The following is a 20,298-nucleotide window of genomic DNA, read 5'->3' on the forward strand; positions in this document are numbered from 1 at the left end:
TTAGTCAACCCGCACCCGACCGGTGCTGCGCTGCCCGGCTGCTGTCGTAGCTTCCACTACGTACAGGCCCGCGCGCAAACCCCGCAACGCCGTAGTCGGCTGGCCGGTAAAGGCTGTTCCGGTAGCCACCTGCCGGCCCAGCAGGTCCCGCACGACGAGCTGCACGGCCTGCCGCTCCCCGGGCAGCTCCAGGTTCAGGCGGCCATCCGTTACGGGGTTTGGGTACACCTGCAGTGCGCCGGCACTGGTCTGGGCTTGGCGCACCCCGGTGATGGTTCCCAAGCTTTCTTCGCCGGTAAACCAGATGCTGAACCAGTTGCGCAGCGTGCTGTAGGTGGCGTCGGTGTGGTAGAGCAGCAGGGCCGGCTGAGACGAATTCTCGCGGTAGAAGGCCGTCTGGTATATATCCCGGTGCTGTATGGCTTGCTTCATTTGCAGGGCATGCAGCACCACCGCCGGGGCTGGCTGCCTATTGATGTAGGCGCTGTCAATTTCGTGGATATGAGTGCGCACCATCAGAACCGGAACCGCGACGCTGCCACCGGCAGACTTGGGAAGCCTCAGCGTGCCGTAGCCCACCACGTCGTCCTGGGTAGCACTGTAGTGGGGTAGCCGGATGCCCTTCGCGTTCAGGCCTAAGTCCTGCACTGTTATTTCCACCCAGTGCCGGTCGTAATAGATGGTTCGCTTGGAGGTAGTAGCGGTGAGCGGTAGGGGCGGGTAGGTACGATTATCGCGCCGGTCAACCTGTTCCGGTAGCACTAGAAAGCCCCCTGCACTTCCGCTATAGGCTGGAATGGGCCACTGCTGCCGGGGTAAGGGCTGCCATGAGTTTTGTAGGCCGCTGGGAGTAGAAATTTCATATTGCTGCCCGGTAAAGTTGCGCCAGAGCCCGGGGAGGAGAAGGCGTAGTCCCGGGGCCTGTGGGCGGACAGCGTATAACCGCGCGTATCATTGGCAAAAGGTCCCGTAGCAGGGGGGGCAAAATAGGTCTGCTCCAGCGCCGATGAATCGGCCGTGAGCGTGCGGTAGTCCCACACCTGGTTGGGTCCCGGCTGGGGCAGCACGAAGTCGGGGTGCTGGCCGCCGTGCATGGGCAGATACCGGTCTACGGCCGTGGGACTGGCCGGGAAGTTGGCTTGCGTGAGCGTAATGGGCCCGGTCTGGGCCGAGGCAGTCAAGCCGGTCAGCAGAGCGCCTAGCAGGGCTGCGGGTAGCAAATACTTCATAAGGAGAAAGGATAAGCTGAAAGCAAATAAAAGCCAACCCAGTGCCGGCCTACGACGCCATGACCGTTCTGCCGGTCCCGGCGTTGCGCGGAGTATTCGCTTTATTTCTACCTCTAAAAAAGTTGCCCGGCTGTGCCTGCTTGTTCGGTATGTAAGGGCGGGTTATTTACTGATTCCAAGCGCCTTAATCAAAGATAATCGTCTTGTTGTGGTGCACGAAGACCTGTTCGGCAAATACCAGCTGCAGGGAGCGGGCCAGCACGATTTTCTCCACGTCGCGGCCGGCCTGGGCCATTTCGCTGGCACTCTGGGTGTGGTCAATCGGGATGACGCTCTGGGCAATAATGGGGCCCTGGTCGAGCTGCTCATTCACGAAGTGGGCCGTAGCGCCAATGATTTTCACGCCCGGGCGTAGGCCTGGGCATACGGGCTGGCGCCCACGAAGGCGGGCAGAAAGGAGTGGTGAATGTTGATGAGCCGGTTGGCGTAGTGCGCCACAAATTCCGAGGACAAAATGCGCATGTACTTGGCCAGCACCACAAACTCGGGCCGGTAGCCGGCCAATACCGCCAGCACTTCCTGCTCGTGGGCTTCGCGGGTTTTGCCCTCGTGGGTGATGTAGTGGAAGGGCAACCCAAACTGCCGGGTGATGTCGCCCAGCCGGGGATAGTTGCTGACCACGGCCAGCACCCGGGCATTAAGCTCCCCGAAGGCATGGCGCACCAGCAGCTCGCTCAGGCAGTGGTGCTCCTTGGTGGCCATCAGCACAATGTTTTTGGCCCGGTTGTCGGACAGGCGGATGTCGGCCGCGGCGGGCAGGGCCTGGCGCAGTTCGTGCACCAGGGTTTCGGCCTCGAAAGGTCCGGCAAACTCGGTGCGCATGAAAAACGTGTTGTCGGCGCGCTCCACAAACTCCCCGTTGCGCAGAATATTGAGGCCGTGGGCAAACAGCACCCCGGTGATTTTGTAGACCAGACCCGGCTCATCGGAGCAGCGAATCAGCAGAATATGGGACGCGGGAGCAGCAGTTGTCGACACGGAACAGGAACTTAAGCCAAACACAAACGGCGTAAATGTAACCGCCCGCCCGGGTTTTGCCGCAGGGGCCGTGGCCAAAGTTGCCGCCGCTCCGCTCCGCGGGCCCTGCCGGGCGACTGTTATGCGGAGCCTGCCAGCAGGTGGGATAAGCGTGGGGCCTAGGAAGTGTCACAAGAATGTCCGGTCCTGCGCCGGCTTCCATCTGAATTGAGGAGGCCGGTAAACCCCTGGGCTGCTGGCGTATTCGCCCGGCTTGCTTTGCACCGGTTACCCAATTGGTCCGGCCACGGGATGGACGGCGGAGTTTCATAGTTGGCGGCTTAGGTTGCAACTGCTACCTTCAAAGTGGAGTATAGTCCTGGGCAGTGCGGGTCGCGCCGGCTTTTTCTTTCATCTGAGTTGTCATCTATGGACGTTTTGAGGCGTAACAATGTCACCGTTTCCGGATCTGGTGCGCAGGCCATGGTGTTTGTGCACGGCTTCGGCTGCGACCAGCACATGTGGCGCCTGGTGGCCCGGCCTTCGAGGAGCACTACCGCGTGGTGCTACTCGACCTGGTGGGAGCGGGACAGTCGGAGCTGGCGGCCTACGAGCCGGCGCGCTACGACACGCTGGCCGCCCACGCCGCCGACATCCTCGAAGTGCTGGCCGTGCTAGAGCTGCAGGACGTGGTATTTGTGGGCCATTCGGTGAGTGCCATGATTGGGGTGCTGGCTGCCATCCGGGAGCCCGCCCGTATTGCCCGCCTGGTCCTGGTAGCCCCTTCACCCCGCTACCTGAATGACGCCGGATACAACGGCGGCTTCGAGGCCGACGACATTGACGAGCTGCTGCAGGCCATGGACAGCAACTACCTGGGGTGGTCGGGAGCCATTACGCCCGTCATTATGGGCCACCCGGAGCGGCCCGAGCTTGCTGCTGAGCTCAACAACAGCTTTTGCCGCACCGACCCGACCATTGCCCGCCACTTTGCCCGCGTTACGTTTCTGTCCGACAACCGGGTTGATGTGCCCCTGGTAACCACACCGGCGCTTATTCTGCAGTGCGCCTACGATGCCCTGGCTCCGCTGGCCGTGGGCCATTACCTGCAGCGGCATATGCCCGCGGCCGAGCTGGTCATTCTCGATACCTCGGGTCACTGTCCGCACCTGAGCGCGCCGGAAGCTACCACCGAGGCCATGCTTCATTTCTTAGGCCTGAAAGCCCTTTTGCCGGATGAGCCCCGCTGAGGAAGAGCCGCTGCCGGAACTCGACCTGCGGCTCACCGAGGAAAGCGTAGAGGACCTCTACGAGCAGGCTCCCTGCGGCTACTGCTCCTGCCTGCCCGATGGTACCCTGGTTAAAATCAACCAGACGCTGCTGACTTGGCTGGGCTATGCTCGCGAGGACCTGGTGGCCCGCCGCTGCCTGCAGGAGCTGCTTACCGTGGGCGGCCGCCTGCACTACGAATCGTTTTGTGCTCCGCTGCTACTGCTGCAGGGGCAGGTGCGCGAAATCAGCTACCAGCTGCGCCTGCCCGATGGCCGGACGCTGCCAGTTCTGCTCAGCGCTGTGCTGCTGCGCGACGCCAACGGGCAGCCCCTGGTTATCCGCGCCACGCTGTTCGACATCACCGAGCGGCGCAAGTACGAGCAGGAACTACTGCGGGCCCGGGCCGAAGCCGAAAGTCAGCGGACTTTGCTAAAGGTTCAAAACGAGCAGCTTACCCGCATCAACGGGGAGCTGGACAACTTCGTGTACACGGCCTCGCACGACCTGAAGCAGCCGGCCAGCAACATGCAGGGCCTGTTTGAGGAGCTGAAGCGCACTGCCTCTTTCCACGACCCGAGGCGGCCCACATGCTGGCCATGTTCGACGATGCCCTGCGCCAGATTCTGAGCACCATCGACGGCATGACCGAAGTGGTGCAGCTACAGCGCCAGCTCGACCAGGTGCCCGGGGAAAGTATTGAGCTGCAGCCCATCACCGAGGAAATCATTCGCAACCTGCAGCCCATGCAGGCGGCCGTCGACTTCTCTCTCGATTTCAGCGCCGCCCCGCGCCTGCACATGACGCGGCCGGCCCTGCACAGCCTGCTGTATAATTTGTTGAGCAACGCAGTGAAGTATGCTTACCCCGGCCGTCGCCCGCACGTGTGGATCAGCACGGCCCAAACCACCAACGACCTGGTGCTCAGTGTGCGCGACAATGGCCTGGGCATCGACCTGCAGCGCCACGGGCAGGAGCTTTTTCAGCTGTTTCGCCGTTTCCACCCCGAGGTGCCGGGCTCGGGCGTAGGCCTGTATCTGGTCAACCGGCTGGTGCGCCAGGCCAACGGCCGCCTGGAAGTCGACAGCGTGCTGGATGAAGGCACTACATTCCGGATATTTTTCCCGCTGCCCGCCGCCGGCTAGCTTACTGCACTACTTCCAGCCAGCCTTTGGTAGCGGCTTCCTGGCTGCCGGCCGGGCGCAGCAGATAGTAATAAACGCCCGGAGCAGCCCCCAGGCCCCAGTCGTTCTGGTAGTTACTGCTCTGGTACACCTTCTGGCCCAGCGCGAGTAAATTTCCAGGCTCCAGGGCCCCGGCTCAGCTCGTTGATGACGAAAGTATCGTTACGATGGTCGCCGTTGGGGTAATAATGTTGGGCGCGAAAAAGCACGACTCGTAGCTTACGCTGCGGCTGGCTGTGCGGGAGGAGCAGGGCGTGGTGATTTGCAGGGAATACACCCCGGGCCGACTGACTTGCAACGTGGCGCCAGTAGAGCCATCCGACCAGCGCCGCTCCACGCCCGGCCCACTAACGTCCGGAGCCCGCAGCACCAGCGTTTTCTCCAGACATAGTGTCGTGTCGGCCCCGAGCGTGAAACTGGGAGCCAGCGGGGCTGTTTGCACCAGCAGAGAGTCGCGGCTGGTGCAGCCGCCGGTGTAAGTGAGTAGCACCTTGTAGTAGCCCGGTCCGCTGACGACGATATCGGGCGTGGTAGCGCCGGTGTTCCACTGGTAAGTCAGCGCGTCGGGGTTCAGGGCTGTAAGGCGAAGAACCGTACCGGGACACAGCAGCGTGTCGCCACTTACGGAGGCTACCTTAGCCGTGGGCGGGCCTACGGTGTGCTGGCTGGTCAGCGTGCAGCCGTTGGCAAAGGTAGCCGTGACGGAATACGTGCCCGCCTGACTTACGAGCAGTGTCGGGGTGGTTTCGCCGCTGCTCCAGCGGTAGCCCGTTACGGCCGCGCCGCTGGCAGTTGCCGTGAGCGTCGTGCTCTGGCCGGGGCACAGCTGCTGCCGCCCGCTGATGCTAAGCATATTGCCGACGACTACCACCTGGGCCGAAACGGTGCAGCCCGCCGAGTACTGAGCCGTGACAGAATACGTGCCGGGCTGCGTAACGCGGATAGTAGGAGTGGTAGCGCCCGTGTTCCAGCGCAGGCTGCGGGCTCCCGTGGCCGTGGCCACCAGCTCTGCCGAGGTGCCGGGGCACAGCGGTTCGGTGCCACCGCTAAGCTGCACGCCAGGCACGATGCTGCGCACCCGGTAGGTTTCGGTGAGCGTGTAGCCCCCGGCAAAAGTGGCTGTGACTGAGTAAATGCCGGCCTGGCTCACGCTGATGCTCGCCGTGGTGGCCCCGGTGCTCCAGCGGTAGCCCGTTGCGGTGCCGGTAGTGGTGGCCGTAAGCTGCACCTGCCCGCCGCCGCACACGACCGAGTCGCCGCTGATGGTCAAGCTGTTGTAGGCCCCATCCGGGCCACGAAGCTCGGAATTCCTATGACGGGGCCGTTGATGCTCAGGCCCGGGCTAGTGCCGAGCTTGACGGGATATTCAAAGACCTCTCCACCGATATAAGTGGTGTGCCCCGGGCCTACGGCAATGCAGATACCATTGTCGGTGCGGCGGCCCGCAGCCGGCGTTGCCCAGCGCCAGACGCCGCCGGAGGTGAGCATGGCCGTAAACCCGTCGTGGTCACCTATGCTGGTAAGCGAGGGTAGAGGGCCAAACTGGGCCGTGCGTTCAAAAGAGCCCGTTACGAAGCAGTTGCCGCTGGCGTCCAAGGCTAGATTATTCGCGAAGTCATTGCCAGTTCCCCCGGCCTGTACGCCCCATTGGTAGGTGCCGGCCGGGTCGAGCTTCGCTATGAAAGCATCATTGGCGGAAGCAGTCAACTTGGTTGAGCCCAGCGTGATGGAGCCAAAAAAGCCCCCGGAAATATATGGGTTGCCCGCCGCATCAGCAGCTATTTTTAGGCTTCCATGGCCAGAGTTTCCGTATCCCGACCCGCCAATATTTCCGGTAATGCCAGTAGACCAGCGTAAGGTGCCTTGGTCAGTAAGTTTGGCGACAAAGCCGCCGGGTTTCGTTAGATTGAAGGGGCCGGTAGTAGTGGGGCTAATATACGCCTGGCCGGCCAGCAGTAGATTTCCCCCGGCATCGAGGGTAATGCCGCTGCCCATGTAGCCGCCCCCGCTACCCCTGACTTAGCCCACTGCCAAGCTCCCTGGGAATTGATTTTGGCTACGAATACTTCCGAGGCTGGTTTATTGTTGGCCATAACGGCCGGAAGCAAAACGTTGCCAAAGGCCGCCGCGGAGGCATAGTCTCCGGTAATGTAAGCGTTGCCCGCCGCATCAGCCGCAATGTCCCAGCTATCATCCTGGCCCACGCCGCCGCCCTTGGTTGCCCAGAGCCAGTTGCCATTCGGGTCCAGCTTCGCTACAAATACTTCGGCGCTGTTGGAATCAAGGCCATTGACGGAATTAACGAGCGAAATGGCCCCAAACGAAATTGTTGGACTCAGAAATGTACCAGTGATGTAGAGGTTGCCGGCCGCATCCCGCGCAATGGCATACCCAAAATCAATATAATTTCCCCCGGCCTGGGCAACCCAGACCACGCCGCCGGCCGGATTAACCTTGACTACCAAAATGTCGGTTTTGGCCGATGTAATCGTGGCCGAGCCATATAGGGCCGTGCCAGAATACTCACCAACGATATAGCTGTTGCCGGCCGCGTCCACAACCATATCGTAGATAAAGGAAAAGGCGTTGGGGCCCGTGCCCACGGGCACGGCCATTTCGAAAGCAGGAGCCTGGGCCCGGGCCCCAGCCGGTACCATCAGCAGGCTGCCAAATGCGAGAAACAGGGCCAGGAGTATCCGGCAGGAAGGTAGTAAAGAAGACAAGCGAATACTCGTAAATTGGATAACAGGACCCATGCACTAGGCGGCTTTCTGGCAAATTCGGGCAGCAAGAGCCGCATAACAAAGAAGGTTGGGCAAAGCTACGACATCGGCCCCGGTCATTTATACCCAATTCGATATATAGAATGGTTTGTAAAGCGCGACAGTAGCCACCAGTTGGCGCTACTGCTTATGTTTGGCTCATGGAAACCAACCAACTCGACCTGCAATACCCCATTGGCCGGCCCACTATGCCAGAAGGCCCGCTGACGCCCGCCGAGCGGACCGAATACATCAACCAGCTGGCAGCTCTGCCGGCCCAGCTCACGGCGGCGGCCCGCAAAGCCGGCGGCGTGCGGCTGGAAAATTCGTACCGCCCCGGCGGCTGGACGGGCCGGCAGGTGCTGCACCACGTGGCCGACGTGCACCAGAATTTCGACATCCGGTTCCGCCTGGCCCTGACCGAGGATAATCCTACCATCCGGCCTTTCGACCCAAATGCCTGGATTGAGTTGCCCGACGTGGCCGCTTCTCCCGTCACGGTGTCATTAGCCTTGCTGGAGGCAGTTCATTCGCGCTGGGTCACCTTGCTCTGGCACCTGACCGACGAGCAGTGGCAGCGCACGTTTTACCACCCCACTTACCAGCGCACCTACACGCTGGATCAGGCCCTGGCCCAGTATAGCTGGCACGGCCGCCACCACCTGGCTCATATCGAACTGCTGAGCCGGGAAGATTAAACCCGGCCTTACCCGGCCCGAAACGAGTGAGTGGGCACGCCAGCTACCCCAGGCTCCGTGGCGAAGAGGTTGCCGCTGAGCGGGTACTTGGCCAGCTGCTCGGGCGTCAGATCCTGACGGGCGCTGGTGATGAAGAGCGTTTTGAGTTCGGGTCCGCCAAAGGCACAGGACGAGGTGTGCGGCGCAGGCACCGCTACCGAGCTTAGCTTTTCGCCCGTGGCCGGGTCGTAGCACGCTACCTGGCCCCGCCCCACAGGGCAATCCAGAGGTGGCCATCGGCGTCGATGGTCATACCGTCGGGTGCGCCATCGGCTTCGGGAATGCGGATGACTACCCGACCGTTGGTAATAGCCCCAGTGGCGTGGTCGTAGTCGAAAGCCTGTACGGACTGGGTGGGCGTGTCGACGTAGTACATCGTGCGCTGGTCCTGGGTCCAGATCAGGCCGTTGGAAATGGAAACCCCGGTGAGCATTGTGTGCAGGCGCTTATCCGGGTCGAGGCGGTAGAGCGTAGCCTGATGCTTGGCACCTTCCATATCCAGGGTGCCCACCCAGAACCGGCCCGCCGGGTCGCACTTCCCGTCGTTGAAGCGTAGGCTGGGCTTGTCCAGCGGGTTTACCAGGCACCGGAGCGCGCCCGTATCGGTGTTGAGCTCGTGCAGGCCACTTTGCAAAGCCACCAGCACCGAATCGGGGCCGGCCGGCACCACGGTGCTCACCAGGGAGCCGGTGGGAAGCTGCCGGTCGTGGCCCGTGGCCGGGTCAAATATGTGCAGCAGCTGCCCCTCAATGTCGACCCAGTACAGGCGTTGGTCGAGGGGGTTCCAGAGCGCGCCCTCACCCAGCTGGGCCTGAGCCGGCAGCGCCACGCGCACGGAAGGAGCAGAGGTCGGAGGCTGGTGCATAATCAGTTGGGTTGCGTTGGCGTGAATGCCCCGGCTTCCCGCTGGCGTTCCAGCACGGCGGCCTGGCCTTGCAGGGTTACTTCCTCGGCACCTTTGATGGTGAGGGACGCTACCCGGCTAGTGATGCCCAGCAGCCGCAGTGCCGCCTCGTAGTGCTGCACCAGTGCTTCTTCCCCAGCCAGCACCACCGGCCCGCGGAAGTCGGCGGGAAAGTCGCTGAGCTCGTAGCCGATGAGCAGACCGCTGAGAAAGTAGAAGTTGGCCGTTTTGCTGAGCTGGTCGAACAGCTGGTTGGTGCGCACCAGAAAGGCGTGGTGCAATAGGTTGCCGGTCTGGCTGGCCTGCACGCCCCGCTCAAAGGCCTGCTGGTGCTCGGGGCGCTGAAAGTCGTCGGCTTTTTCCACCGCCGCGGCCAGAATGCTGTTCTTGGAAAGCAGGGAGAAAAACTCCCCGGTCATGTAGGTTTTCAGCGCCGTGGCCTGCCCTCCGCGGATGGTTACGTGCTTGGCGTGGGTGCCGGGATGCAGGAACAGCTGGTCCTGGGCGGTGCTGGCAAAGCCGCTGCCTACGAGCTGCACTTCCTCGCCCGCATTACGTCGTCCTCGGTCCGGACCCCGGAAATCAGCAGCACCGGATGGTCAAAATCGGCGGAAGCGGGCAGAATTTTAGTCGCCAGATCGGAGCCGTCCACGGCAAAGGGCAGCTCCTTATACGGCAGCTCCAGCATGCCCACGGTGGAAGACGCCATGCCCGAAATTACGACTGGCACCCCGGAATTGGCCGGCCAAACTCCTTTTCGATGGCGCCCACGTGCCCGCGCAGGATGTTCAGGTAAAAGCCCAGGCGCTGCTCTTCCGGCTGCTTGGTTTCCTGCCACTTGGCAAACGTGGCCGCGTTGCCTTCGTCCGACTTCGCCGTGCCAACCACCCGCAGGTTGGGCAGCTCCACCAGCTTCAGGCGAAACGACGAGGTGCCCCAGTCACAGCTCAGAAAGTGCGTTAGTTCCTCCATAGCGTAGGTTTAAACCCAGTTCGTGTCCTGGTCTCTACGCAAACTGGCTACCATTCGGCCACGCTGCCGTCGGTATTGCGCCACACGGGGTTCTTCCAGTCGTGCCCGATCTGGGCGCGCTGCTTCACGTATTCCTCGTTGATTTCCAGGCCTAGTCCCGGTCCGGTCGGGATGTTGGCGTAGCCGTTGTGGTACTCAAACACGGTCGGATCCACGAGGTAGTCGAGCAGGTCGTTGCCAATGTTGTAGTGAATACCCAGGCTCTGCTCCTGGATGAAGGCGTTGTGGCAGGTAGCATCCACCTGCAGGCAAGCGGCCAGGGCAATGGGCCCGAGCGGGCAGTGCGGGGCCGCGGCCACGTCGAAGGCCTCGGCCATGCTGATGATTTTCTTGCACTCAGTAATGCCGCCGGCGTGGGAGAGGTCGGGCTGAATGATGTCGGCGTAGCCGTCGATGAGCAGCTGTTTGAAGTCCCAGCGGGAAAACATTCTTTCCCCGGTAGCAATGGGAATGGACGTGTGGCGGGCAATTTCGCGCAGGGCCTCGTTGTTTTCGGCCAGCACCGGCTCCTCAATAAACATAGGCCGAAAGGGCTCCAGCTCCTTGGCCAGAATCTTAGCCATGGGCTTGTGCACCCGCCCGTGAAAATCCACTCCGATGCCTAGATACGGGTCGACGGCGCGCACGGCGGCAATACGGGCCACGGCGGCGTCAATCTTGGCGTAGGAGTCGAGGTAGCCCATCTCGTCGGTGGCGTTCATCTTGACGGCCGTAAAGCCCTTGTCCACCATGCTCTGGGCGGCCAGCCCCACGTCGTGGGCCGGTCGCCGCCAATCCAGGAGTACACCCGCATCGTGTCCCGGGCCAAACCGCCGAGCAGCTGGTACACCGGCGCGTTGAAAAACTTGCCCTTTATGTCCCACAACGCTTGGTCGATGCCGGCAATGGCGCTCATCAGAATCGGGCCGCCCCGATAGAAGCCGCCCCGGTACATCACGTTCCAGTGGTCTTCAATGGGCAGCGGATTTTTGCCGATCAGCTGGCTCATGAGCTCCTGCACGGCCGTGGCCACGGTGGCGGCCTTGCCTTCAATTACCGGCTCGCCCCAGCCCACCAGGCCTTCGTCGGTTTCAATCTTGAGAAACAGCCAGCGCGGCGGCACCTGATACAGCTTAAACCCAGTGATTTTCATAAGGAAGAGGATTGAGAAATATAGAGCCGGGCTACTTGTTCGAAATGGCATGCACAAACTGCTGAGCCTTGCGGGTAAGGTCCTGCAGGTACTCGTCCGTCACGGGCTGGCTGGTATCGACCAGGGAGCTGCCCAGCCCATAGGCTGCTGCCCCGGCCTGCTGAAACTCGCGGATGTTGTCGAGCTTCACGCCGCCGGTGGGCATGAGCGGAATAAACGGCAGCGGCCCCTTGAGGTCCTTGAAGTAGGCCGCGCCCAAGGAAGCCGGAAACACCTTGATAAGGTCGGCCCCGTGCTCGTAGGCCGTTAGGATTTCGGTGGGAGTAAAGGCCCCGGGAATACTCACGGCCCCGTAGCGCTTGGTCATCTTGATGGTTTTCACGTTCAGCGTCGGCGAGATGATAAACCGGGCGCCGGCATTCAGGGCCATTCGGGCCGTTTCGGGGTCCAGCACGGTGCCCGCACCCACCATCATTTCCTCGCCCAGCTCCGTGGCCAGCTTCTCAATGCCCTCCAGCGCCTTGGGCGAGTTGATGGTAATTTCCACCGACCGGATACCGCCCGCGTGCAGGGCCCGCACGATGCTCACCAAGTCGTCAGGGTTGGCCCCGCGGATAATCGAAACCAGCTGGTGCTGGAGCAAGTGGGATAAAACGGAAGTTGCCATAGCGGTACAAGGAATGAACGATAAAAGTCTGGTTTGCTTAACGCAACAACACCCGGCCGCGTTGAAGCTGCCCCGGTCGGGTACGCCGCTTTACCAGCAGGAAGTCAATAGTAGGCTGCTTGTATGAGGGCGGCATGAATTCCAGTCGTTTGCTCGTTGCCAAGCGGCCGGCTGCCCCACAGGCGGCTTGCCCTAGATTGCTTCACGGGGCAGACAGAATAGGTCCGGCTTCCTTTGTAATTTTACTGCGCCGGCCTGCTGGCCAGCCTTCTTTGCCTCTTGCTTTACTTTCCCTTATGAAGATGAATTCATTCCTGTTCGGTGTCCTGCTTGCGGGCAGCGCGCTGCTGAGCAGCTGCAACCAGCAACCAACTGAGTCGGCCGACACGAAACAGCCCGCGCCGGCTGCGGCCGGCACCGAAGCCGCTGCTACCCCGGTTAAAGCCGCTCTCTACGAGTGCCCCATGGGTTGCGAAGGCAGCCAGAGCGACAAACCTGGCAAGTGCCCGGTGTGTGAAATGGACCTGGAGAAGAAAAGCTAACCCCACCTTCTTTTCCCAGTTTGCCAGGCCCCGGCGCCCGAACGAAATCACCCGCACATGGTGGCTGAGTTTGGCCGCCGGGGCTTTATTTTTTCCTCCCGAAAAGTTTATCGAAAGGCGCTGTCGACGGGCAAACCACCCGCAAACGTTTGCAGGAATGCGGCTAGTTGCATTATTTACAGGAATAGGAAAGCGCGAATATTGAGTAAAAGTGCTTTTCAAGCGGGCAAAACCTTGTTTGAGCACAAGCTAAGTATTTGCATAAGTGCAGTAAACTCATTACTTGCATTCGCTTAACAATTTCTTAACATGGAGGTAGAAACGTTGAAGTATCCCGCGGTCCGGAATTACGTGGCGGGGCAGTTTGTGGCCGATAGCACGGCGCGTACCCTGGAAGTGTTCAGTCCGCTCAGCGGGGCCGTGATTTCCACCGTACCCCTGAGTGGAATGGATGCCCTGAGCCAGGCTGTGGAAGCTGCCCAGGCCGCCTTCCCCGCCTGGTCGGCCACGCCCATCAAGGAGCGGGTGCAGATTTTTTACCGCTATAAAACCCTGCTGGAGCGCGACATGCAGGCCCTGGCCAACCTTGTGCGGGAAGAAAACGGCAAGACCTACGACGAGGCCCGGGCCGAAGTGGAGAAGGCCATTGAGCTGACCGAGTTTGCCTGCTCCATGCCCCAGCTGATTCAGGGCGAGTTTCTGGAAGTCAGCAAGGGGGTGGAGGCCCGCGTGGAGCGCAAGCCCCTAGGAGTAGTAGCCAGCATTGCCCCTTCAACTTCCCCAACATGGTGCCGCACTGGACCATTCCCAACGCGCTGGTGCTCGGCAACTGCATGATTCTGAAGCCCTCGGAAGTAGTGCCGCTCAGCGCCGGGCGCATTGCCGAGCTGCTCAAAGAGGCCGGCCTGCCCGACGGCGTGCTCAACATCGTGCACGGCGACCGGGAAATTGTGGAAGCCATCTGCGACCATCCGGGCATTCAGGCCGTGTCGTTTGTGGGCTCCACTAAGATTGCCAAGGTCGTGTATATCCGCGCCACCTCGAATCTGAAGCGCTGCGTAGCGCTGGGCGGGGCCAAAAACCACTTGATGGTCTTGCCCGATGCCCACCCCGACATGACAGCCTCCAACGTGGCCGCCTCCATGTCGGGCTGCGCGGGGCAGCGCTGCATGGCCGGCTCTACCATGGTGGGCGTTGGCCCGGTCGACCATATCGTGGGCAAGCTGGTAGAGGAAGCCCGCAAGATCGTGCCCGGTCAGAACCTGGGCTCGGTTATCAGCAAGGAAGCCAAGGCGCGTATTGAGCAGCACATCACCGAAGCCGAAGCTGCCGGCGCTAAAGTGCTGCTCGACGGCCGTAACGCCGTGGTGCCCGGCCACGAAGACGGCTACTACGTGGGCCCCACAGTCGTGGATTACGTGACGCCCGACATGCGCATTGCCCAGGAAGAAGTATTCGGTCCGGTGCTGGCCATCCTGCGCACCAATACCCTGGACGAGGCCCTGGCTATTGAAAACGCCAACCCTTACGGCAACGCCGCGGCCGTATTTACCAGCAGCGGCAGCTCGGCCCGCTACGTCATGGACCACGCCAACGCGGGCATGATTGGCGTCAACATCGGCGTGCCCGTGCCGCGCGAGCCGTTCTCCTTCGGGGCTGGAACGAGTCCAAGTTCGGGGCCTGCGACATCACCGGCAAAAGCTCCATCGAGTTCTGGACCCAGCTCAAGAAGACCACGACCAAGTGGAATCCCGAGTCGCGGGTGAACTGGATGAGCTAGGACAGTGACAAAGCTGGCAACTGATTTGAAAACAGGGATTTCGATACGAAGGCAAATGGCGGGGTTCGGTTGGATAACAGTAGTAGCAGCCATTGTTGCGCTTTGTTGCTACCAGTATTTTGGCGGTATTCAGTGTGAGCCCTGTCTTGCTGATACTTTCTGTCCGCCATGCCCTTCCGAAAGTCGCCATTACGTACTGCCCGCTTTCCTTGGTGTTGAGTCAATTGCAATAGCGTTGTTTTTTGTCAGGCGAGGGCTGCAAAAGCGCAGCGCTGTTTCGCGCTGACTTCCTCCTAATAAAAAAGTTAGCCATTCTGTGGAAACCTACACCGACACCGACAAAGACCAGATTCTGCAGGACAACCTGGAGCACACGCTTTTTTCCTGGTCGAAGCAGGCCGGCCTGAACCCGATAAATGCCGAGCGGGCCGAGGGCGTGTATCTCTGGGACCGGGACGGCAAGCGCTACATCGACTTCTCATCCCAGCTGATGAACGTCAACATCGGCCACGGCGACCAGCGCGTTACCGAAGCCGTAGCGGCCCAGATGCGGGAGCTCAGCTACGTGTATCCGGGCATGATTACCAAGGCCCGCGGCGACCTGGGCAAGAAGCTGGCAGAAATTACGGCCCCGAACCTGACCAAGGCCTTTTTCACGCTGGGCGGGGCCGAGGCCATTGAAAACGCCATCAAGCTGGCCCGCGTCTATACCGGCCGCCACAAAATAGTGACCCTGTACCAGTCGTTTCACGGCGCTTCCTACGGGGCCATCAGTGCCGGCGGCGACCCGCGCAAGTTTGCCGTGGATAGCCAGGCTATGCCCGGGGTGGTGCATGTAGAGAATCCGTACTTCTACCGCTGCCCCTGGTACAGCAGCACGCCGGAAGGGTGCGCCGAGCGGGCCGCCGCGGCTATGGAGCGCATCATTCAGTATGAGAATCCGGGCAGCGTGGCCGCTATTATTCTGGAAGGCGAGTCGGGCACTTCGGGCTGTATCAAATATCCGCCGACGTACTGGCAGCGGGTGCGCGCCATCTGCGACAAGTACGGTATTCTGCTGGTGGCCGATGAGGTGATGAGCGGCTTTGGCCGCACCGGCAAGTGGTTTGGCTCCGACCACCACGGCGTGAAAGTGGATCTGATGTGCATGGCCAAGGGCATTACCGCCGGCTACCTGCCCCTGGGCGCGGTAATGGTGGATGAGGCCATTGCCAAATCTTTCGACGACAAGCCCTTGCCGCTGGGTCTTACCTACTCGGCCCACCCGGTGTCGTGCGCCGCTGCCGTGGCCGTGCTGAACATCTACGAGGAAGACAACCTGCTCGAAAATACCGTGACCCTGGGCCACTACCTCGACGAGCAGATGGCCCAACTGATAGCGCAGCACCCCAGCATCGGCGACTGGCGCAATACGGGCTTGTTTGGCTGTATCGAGCTGGTGAAAAACCGAGCTACCAAGGAGCCCATGGCCCCTGGAACGCCACTCCGGCGCAGATGGAAATCATGAACCAGGTGGCGGCCAAAATCAAGGAGCTGGGCATGTACACCTTCGTGCGCTGGAACTACATTTTCGTGGCCCCGCCGCTGAGCATCACCAAAGATGAACTCGAAGAAGGCCTCGACATTATTTCCCAGGCCATCAGCGTCGCCGACGAGTTCGTAAAGGGGTAGGCTTCCTGGCGAGAACAAAACAAAAACTGAACGTCATTCCGAGCCCAGCGAGGAATCCCGCGTGCTGACGTTGGCAGAGTAATCTGATTAGCATAGCACGCGAGATGTTTCCCTCTGGTCGACATGAAGTCGTAGAGTCAATAACTTGAGAGGTGAAATGCCTTCCGCTTCTTGGGGTGAATGATTGTTGAAGCTACGCCCACATAAAAACAGGACGAAACTGAGCCGCTGACTGCGCTGAGGGCAAGGCTGGTTTCGAGGTGTACTTCCATTTTCTGGGTTGCTTGCCCACCGGGTTAACCGGCTTTGGGACACTGTTTTCCTTTCTGAAAAATAAGCCGGGTCTGGGGCTTGTTTTTAGGTCGATAAAAGTCTATTTTTTCCAACTAAACTTCTTTCACTTTTCCCATCTGCATGGCGTCTTTGCTACTTAAAAATGGCCGCGTCGTAACGGCCGATTCCGATTCCGTGTGTGACGTGCTGGTGGAAGGGGAGACAATAGTGGCCATCGGCCTCAACCTGCCGGTGCAAGCCGACCACACCATTGACGCCACGGGCAAAATCATCGTGCCCGGCGGCATCGACCCGCACGTGCATCTGGACATGCCGTTTATGGGCACCTTTAGCTCCGACACCCACGAAACCGGCACCCGCGCCGCCCTGCACGGCGGCACCACCACCGTCATCGACTTCGTGCTCCAAAAGCAGGGCCACAGCCTGCGCGAAGCCCTGACCGAGTGGCAGGGGCGGGCTACCGGCACGGCCGTCGGCGACTACTCGTTTCACATGGCCGTGACGGATTTCAACCCCGGCACCAAGGAAGAAATCAAGGACATGATAGCCGAGGGTATCACCTCGTTTAAAACCTTCATGGCCTACAAGGGTGCCCTCATGATTGACGATGCCCAGATGGTGGGGCTGATGCAGGAAGTAAAAAAGCACGGCGGCCTGGTAACGGCCCACGCCACCAACGGCGACATGATTGACACGCTCATTGCCCAGCACCGGGCCGCGGGCAAGCTCACGCCGCTCTACCATTATTTGTCGCAGCCCGAAGTAACGGAGGCTGAAGCCTCGGGCCGCTTCGCCGACATTGCCAACTACACTGGCGTGAATGCCTACATCGTGCACCTGACCTGCGAGGGCGCTTTGAACCAAGTACGGCGGGCCACGGAGCGCAACCAGCGCGTGTTCGTGGAAACCTGCATTCAGTACCTAGTGCTCGACGCCTCGCTGTACGAAGACGAGGTAAATGGGGCCAAGGTGGTGATGTCGCCGCCGCTGCGGGAGAAAAAGGACCAGGCCACGCTCTGGGCCGGCATCAACCAGGGCCTGGTGCAGGTAGTCGGCACCGACCACTGCCCCTTTATGTGGGAGCAGAAAATGATGGGCAAGGACGACTTCAGCAAGATTCCCAACGGCCACCCCGCCATTGAGCACCGCATGGAGCTGCTGTTTTCGGAAGGCGTAACGACCGGCAAAATCAGCCTGCAGAAGTTTGTGGAAGTAACCAGCACCAACGCGGCCAAAATCTTCGGCATGTTTCCGCGCAAAGGCACCATCAGCATCGGCGCCGACGCCGACCTGGTGCTGTTCGACCCGGCGAAGAAGCACACGATTTCGGCCGCCACCCACCACATGAACTGCGACTACTCGGCCTACGAAGGCTGGGAGCTGACCGGCAAAATCGACACCGTAATCCTTCGCGGGCAAGTGGCCGTGCACGAAGGCGAAACCAAAGTCGGCCGCGGCTACGGGCAGTTTATCAAACGCGGCAAAACAGCTTTTTAAACCCGTGTCATTGCGAGGCGCTAGCCGAAGCAATCCGTCCTCTGCGCAGTACGACCTGACCTTTACCCCGAAGGCCCCGCGCCTGAGCTTATCAAGAAAGAAAGCTCGGCACATTTCAGAGGACGGATTGCCACGGCTGCGCCTCGCAATGACACGCGCCTAGCCGCCTTCAACACTCGAAAATCAACATACTCCCACACCCTTTTCTCCTCTCTTTCCCAATGCCAAGAATTGTTAAATCCGGGTTGATTCAGATGAGTCTGCCCATCAGTGAGGGCGAAGGCACCATGGCCGAAATTATGGAAGCCATGGTGCAGAAGCATATTCCGCTAATTGAAGAAGCCGGCCGGCAGGGCGTGCAGATTCTGTGTCTGCAGGAAATCTTCAACACGCCTTATTTCTGCCCCGGCCAGGACAAAGCCTGGTACGCCTCGGCCGAGTCGGTTCCCGGCCCCACCACGGACCGCATGGCCGAGTACGCCAAGAAGTACAACATGGTGATGATTGTGCCGATTTACGAGCGGGAAGCTGCAGGTTTCCTCTATAACACGGCCGCCGTTATTGACGCCGACGGCACTTACCTGGGTAAATACCGCAAGAACCACATTCCCCACACCTCCGGGTTCTGGGAAAAGTTCTTCTTTAAGCCCGGCAACCTGGGGTACCCCGTGTTCCAGACCAAGTACGCCAAAGTGGGCGTCTACATCTGCTACGACCGGCACTTCCCCGACGGGGCCCGGGTGCTGGGCCTCAACGGAGCCGAAATCGTGTACAATCCCTCGGCCACAGTAGCGGGCCTCTCGCAGTACCTCTGGAAGCTGGAGCAGCCGGCCCACGCGGCGGCCAACGGCTACTTCATGGGCTGCATCAACCGCGTCGGGACCGAGAAGCCCTGGAACCTGGGCAAATTCTACGGCGCCTCCTACTTCGTGGACCCGCGCGGGCAGATTTTCGCCCAGGCCTCGGAAGACAACGACGAGCTACTGATTTCCGAGTTCGACCTCGACGAAATTGACGAGGTGCGCGCCACCTGGCAGTTCTTCCGCGACCGGCGCCCCGAAACCTACGAGAAGCTGGTCGAGCTGTAAGCCGCCGATATGATAAGTGCTTGAAAAGCAAGGATTGGTGGTCAAAGGCCAATCCTTGCTTACGCTTGTAGTGCCCAGTAGGTAGCCTCCGGTCTACTTATTACCCGACATTTTTCCTGCTGCTATTGCCCCACCATTACCCTCTCCCTCCAGTACCATGGCCGAGTACAAAACCCCTACTTCCGAGCCGGAATTTCACGCCAATTTCGCCCAGATCAAGCCCCGGATGAACAAGTCTGAGGCCCTGTTCGAAAGCTCGCGCTGCCTGTTCTGCTTCGACGCCCCTTGCATCAAAGCCTGCCCCTCCGGCATCGACATTCCTCAGTTTATCCGCCAAATCAACACGGGCAATACCACTGGCGCCGCCCGTACCATTTACGAGGCTAACTACTTCGGCAACGCCTGCGGCAAAGTGTGCCCCACCGAAGTACTCTGCGAAGGCGCCTGCGTGTACAATCTGCAGGACGTGAAGCCCATCGAAATCGGGCGGCTGCAGAGCTTCGCTACCCGCGAGGCTATTGAGCAGAATAAACCGCTCTTCGGACCCGGCCCGGCCAACGGCCGCAAGGTGGCCATAATAGGAGCGGGGCCGGCTGGTATTTCGGCGGCTTGCGAGCTGCGCAGCCTGGGCTATGAAGTCGACGTGTTTGAAGCCAAGTCCCAGCCTTCGGGCCTGACCGTGTACGGCGTGGCGCCTTACAAAATCACCAACGAGGAAGTGCTGGCGGAAATGACGTATCTGGAAAACCAGTTTGGCTTCCGGGTGCAGTACAACCAGCCCATTGCCTCCCGCCGGGAGCTGGAAGCCCTGGAAGAGTCTTACGACGCTATTTTCCTCGGTATTGGCCTGGGTGCTACCAATCCGCTGCTGCTGCCCGGCGAGGAGCGCAACAACTGCGTGGGGGCCGTGGAGTTCATCGAGCAGCTGCGTGTGCAGCACCACCGCACGGCTGTGGGCCGCAAGGTTATTGTGCTCGGCGGCGGCAACACGGCCATGGACGCCGCTTCGGAGTCGGCCCGGATGGGAGCGGAAGACGTAATTCTGGCCTACCGCCGCGGCAAGGAGGAAATGGGCGCCTACGAGTTTGAGTACGACCTGGCCAAGGGCGTGGGCGTGAAGGGGCTATTCAACGTGGCTCCGGTCGAAATCGTGGGCAACGGCAAGGTCGAAGGCGTCCGGTTTATTCGCACAGCCACGCTGCACGGGCAAGTGCAAGTAGTGCCCGGCAGCGAGTTTGTCGAGCCCTGCGACATGGTCATCAAGGCCACCGGCCAAGCCAAGCAGACCCAGCTGCTGAGCCTCATTCCCGGCCTGCAGGTCGATAATAAAGGGCGCATCGTGGCCGATGAGCGCACCGGCCAGACCACCAACCCCAAGTATTTCACCTCCGGCGACGCCCGCAACGGTGGGGCTGAAGTAGTCAACGCTGCGGCTGAAGCCAAAGCCACGGCCCGCGGCATTCACGCCTTTTTAAGCGGTGGTTTCTAGCTGT

General features: G+C 60.7%; 20 protein-coding genes and 4 pseudogenes. 11 read left to right on the forward strand and 13 right to left on the reverse strand.

Translation table 11 applies throughout. The features are described from left to right. The 3 genes and pseudogenes from MUN79_RS14480 to purU all read right to left on the reverse strand — a co-directional run bounded on the left by MUN79_RS14480 (position 1) and on the right by purU (position 2,291). Entirely contained in the window at positions 1-762 is a 762-nt protein-coding gene (locus MUN79_RS14480; RefSeq protein ID WP_244673422.1) for a T9SS type A sorting domain-containing protein, read from the reverse strand. Further along, a complete protein-coding gene (locus tag MUN79_RS14485) occupies positions 762-1,229 on the reverse strand; it encodes a hypothetical protein (RefSeq protein ID WP_244673423.1) in 468 nt (155 codons plus the stop codon). Before MUN79_RS14485 ends, MUN79_RS14480 begins: the two co-directional genes overlap by 1 nt. Before the next feature lie 184 nt (positions 1,230-1,413). After that, positions 1,414-2,291 (reverse strand): annotated as a pseudogene (purU, locus tag MUN79_RS14490) (formyltetrahydrofolate deformylase). A 476-nt stretch (positions 2,292-2,767) separates the two neighbouring features. On the opposite strand from purU, the gene MUN79_RS14495 reads away from it, so the two are divergent. Genes MUN79_RS14495 through MUN79_RS14505 form a run of 3 tightly spaced genes read left to right on the forward strand, consistent with a single transcriptional unit; the run spans position 2,768 to position 4,660 of the window. Next, on the forward strand, positions 2,768-3,496 hold the full coding sequence (locus MUN79_RS14495; protein WP_311136480.1) for an alpha/beta fold hydrolase: 729 nt from the start codon (positions 2,768-2,770) through the stop codon (positions 3,494-3,496). Continuing rightward, positions 3,483-4,145 (forward strand): PAS domain-containing protein, encoded by a 663-nt coding sequence (locus MUN79_RS14500; RefSeq protein WP_244673424.1) that lies wholly within the window; start codon positions 3,483-3,485, stop codon positions 4,143-4,145. Before MUN79_RS14495 ends, MUN79_RS14500 begins: the two co-directional genes overlap by 14 nt. Continuing rightward, positions 4,106-4,660, forward strand: coding sequence for a sensor histidine kinase (locus MUN79_RS14505; RefSeq protein WP_244673425.1), 555 nt, complete (start codon positions 4,106-4,108; stop codon positions 4,658-4,660). Before MUN79_RS14500 ends, MUN79_RS14505 begins: the two co-directional genes overlap by 40 nt. Before the next feature lies 1 nt (position 4,661). On the opposite strand, the gene MUN79_RS14510 is transcribed toward MUN79_RS14505, so the two are convergent. From MUN79_RS14510 to MUN79_RS14525, 4 genes are all read right to left on the reverse strand, one after another. After that, the gene (locus tag MUN79_RS14510; protein WP_244673426.1) at positions 4,662-4,790 is read right to left on the reverse strand and encodes a T9SS type B sorting domain-containing protein; all 129 of its coding nucleotides are present in this window, start codon (positions 4,788-4,790) and stop codon (positions 4,662-4,664) included. Between the two features lie 45 nt (positions 4,791-4,835). Next, positions 4,836-5,969 (reverse strand): hypothetical protein, encoded by a 1,134-nt coding sequence (locus MUN79_RS14515; protein WP_244673427.1) that lies wholly within the window; start codon positions 5,967-5,969, stop codon positions 4,836-4,838. Beyond that, the gene (locus MUN79_RS14520; RefSeq protein WP_244673428.1) at positions 5,966-6,406 is read right to left on the reverse strand and encodes an SBBP repeat-containing protein; all 441 of its coding nucleotides are present in this window, start codon (positions 6,404-6,406) and stop codon (positions 5,966-5,968) included. Before MUN79_RS14520 ends, MUN79_RS14515 begins: the two co-directional genes overlap by 4 nt. A 194-nt stretch (positions 6,407-6,600) precedes the next feature. After that, entirely contained in the window at positions 6,601-7,422 is an 822-nt protein-coding gene (locus MUN79_RS14525; protein ID WP_244673429.1) for an SBBP repeat-containing protein, read from the reverse strand. Between the two features lie 200 nt (positions 7,423-7,622). Between MUN79_RS14525 and MUN79_RS14530 the strand changes: the two genes are divergently transcribed. Next, on the forward strand, positions 7,623-8,159 hold the full coding sequence (locus MUN79_RS14530; protein ID WP_244673430.1) for a YfiT family bacillithiol transferase: 537 nt from the start codon (positions 7,623-7,625) through the stop codon (positions 8,157-8,159). Between the two features lie 8 nt (positions 8,160-8,167). Here MUN79_RS14530 and MUN79_RS14540 read toward each other — a convergent pair. The 6 genes and pseudogenes from MUN79_RS14540 to MUN79_RS14565 all read right to left on the reverse strand — a co-directional run bounded on the left by MUN79_RS14540 (position 8,168) and on the right by MUN79_RS14565 (position 11,933). Beyond that, positions 8,168-9,063 (reverse strand): annotated as a pseudogene (locus MUN79_RS14540) (SMP-30/gluconolactonase/LRE family protein). A 2-nt stretch (positions 9,064-9,065) separates the two neighbouring features. Then, positions 9,066-9,811: pseudogene (locus tag MUN79_RS14545) on the reverse strand (2-dehydro-3-deoxygalactonokinase). Positions 9,812-9,819: 8 nt separating this feature from the next. Next, a complete protein-coding gene (locus MUN79_RS14550; protein WP_244673433.1) occupies positions 9,820-10,074 on the reverse strand; it encodes a hypothetical protein in 255 nt (84 codons plus the stop codon). 47 nt (positions 10,075-10,121) lie between these two features. Further along, positions 10,122-10,886: a galactonate dehydratase gene (gene dgoD, locus MUN79_RS14555; RefSeq protein ID WP_244673434.1), complete on the reverse strand. Its 765-nt coding sequence runs from the start codon at positions 10,884-10,886 to the stop codon at positions 10,122-10,124. After that, positions 10,832-11,266, reverse strand: coding sequence for a hypothetical protein (locus MUN79_RS32280; RefSeq protein ID WP_244673435.1), 435 nt, complete (start codon positions 11,264-11,266; stop codon positions 10,832-10,834). The genes dgoD and MUN79_RS32280 overlap by 55 nt, the downstream gene beginning before the upstream one ends. A 31-nt stretch (positions 11,267-11,297) precedes the next feature. Beyond that, entirely contained in the window at positions 11,298-11,933 is a 636-nt protein-coding gene (locus MUN79_RS14565; RefSeq protein WP_244673436.1) for a bifunctional 4-hydroxy-2-oxoglutarate aldolase/2-dehydro-3-deoxy-phosphogluconate aldolase, read from the reverse strand. Between the two features lie 302 nt (positions 11,934-12,235). On the opposite strand from MUN79_RS14565, the gene MUN79_RS14570 reads away from it, so the two are divergent. From MUN79_RS14570 to MUN79_RS14600, 7 genes and pseudogenes are all read left to right on the forward strand, one after another. Continuing rightward, positions 12,236-12,475, forward strand: coding sequence for a heavy metal-binding domain-containing protein (locus MUN79_RS14570; protein WP_244673437.1), 240 nt, complete (start codon positions 12,236-12,238; stop codon positions 12,473-12,475). Positions 12,476-12,784: 309 nt separating this feature from the next. Then, a pseudogene (locus MUN79_RS14575) lies at positions 12,785-14,241 on the forward strand (CoA-acylating methylmalonate-semialdehyde dehydrogenase). A 330-nt stretch (positions 14,242-14,571) separates the two neighbouring features. After that, entirely contained in the window at positions 14,572-15,762 is a 1,191-nt protein-coding gene (locus MUN79_RS14580; RefSeq protein ID WP_244673438.1) for an aminotransferase class III-fold pyridoxal phosphate-dependent enzyme, read from the forward strand. Next, positions 15,750-15,926, forward strand: coding sequence for a hypothetical protein (locus tag MUN79_RS14585; protein ID WP_244673439.1), 177 nt, complete (start codon positions 15,750-15,752; stop codon positions 15,924-15,926). The genes MUN79_RS14580 and MUN79_RS14585 overlap by 13 nt, the downstream gene beginning before the upstream one ends. Positions 15,927-16,340: 414 nt before the next feature. Beyond that, positions 16,341-17,717, forward strand: coding sequence for a dihydropyrimidinase (gene hydA, locus MUN79_RS14590; protein WP_244673440.1), 1,377 nt, complete (start codon positions 16,341-16,343; stop codon positions 17,715-17,717). 254 nt (positions 17,718-17,971) lie between these two features. Next, positions 17,972-18,805, forward strand: coding sequence for a nitrilase-related carbon-nitrogen hydrolase (locus tag MUN79_RS14595; protein ID WP_244673441.1), 834 nt, complete (start codon positions 17,972-17,974; stop codon positions 18,803-18,805). Between the two features lie 157 nt (positions 18,806-18,962). Then, positions 18,963-20,294, forward strand: coding sequence for an FAD-dependent oxidoreductase (locus tag MUN79_RS14600; RefSeq protein WP_244673442.1), 1,332 nt, complete (start codon positions 18,963-18,965; stop codon positions 20,292-20,294). The last annotated feature ends 4 nt before the right edge of the window (positions 20,295-20,298 follow it).

It is taken from the genome of Hymenobacter cellulosilyticus (genome assembly GCF_022919215.1).
Classification (GTDB): Bacteria; Bacteroidota; Bacteroidia; order Cytophagales; family Hymenobacteraceae; genus Hymenobacter; species Hymenobacter cellulosilyticus.